The organism is Oleiphilus sp. HI0117 (assembly GCF_001635235.1).
In genome coordinates this window covers 1-857 of record NZ_LWGA01000201.1, presented here as the reverse complement: position 1 = coordinate 857, position 857 = coordinate 1, and the positions used below count along the sequence as shown (strand labels likewise).

At 44.2% G+C, this 857-nt stretch carries 1 protein-coding gene; it reads left to right on the top strand.

The genetic code is table 11. The features are described 5' to 3' along the window. A partial coding sequence (locus A3757_RS02580) for a hypothetical protein (protein ID WP_231878196.1) occupies nt 1-857 on the top strand: 857 nt, incomplete at both ends.

Here is an 857-nt window from a genome sequence, read left to right as displayed (position 1 = left end):
AGGGGAATGGGTTAATCAGTATTTCAAAGACAATGTTCTGCAATACATTAACCCTATAATGTGCGAGGGAAAAATCGACCTTGCTCAGGTATTGGATGATGACATCACCTACCTTGCGGTCGAACTAATTCGCAAAGGCGAATCTAGATATAGTTTGGTTGAAGTACCCTCAGACGATATGAGCCGTTTCATTGAGCTACCTAGAATCAAGGGGCAAAAGCGCCGCTGCATCATCATGCTTGATAATATTATTCGCTACTCTCTGAAGAGCGTCTTCAAAGGCAATTATAAGTTTGATGAAATTCATGCCTATTCCATGAAGATGACTCGTGATGCGGAATACGGGCTATCTGAAGATATTGACCAATCTCTACTAGAGCAGATGTCACTCAGCATTAAGCAACGCATGACAGCTGAGCCAGTTCGCTTTGTCTATGACAGGGAAATGCCGAAATCCACACTGAACTACTTGCTTGATAAAATCGGCATCTCAAATTATGACGCCGTCATCCCGGGTGGCCGCTATCACAACTTCAGAGACTTCATCAGTTTCCCTAATATCGGGCGCAACTATTTAGAATATTCACCGCTTCCGAGAATCGAAAGCAAGAAGTTCGCCGCTCACAAAAGCAGCTTCCAGGCGATTTCTGAAGGCGATATTTTACTTTATTACCCGTATCACAAGTTCAACCATTTCACCGAGTTCGTACGGCAGGCATCATACGATCCTAAAGTTGAACATATCAGTATCAGCATTTATCGCGTCGCCAAAAAAAGCCGAATTATCGATGCCCTGATCAATGCGGCAAAGAATGGTAAAAATGTTCGCGTCGTGGTTGAGCTGCGCGCCCGCTTTG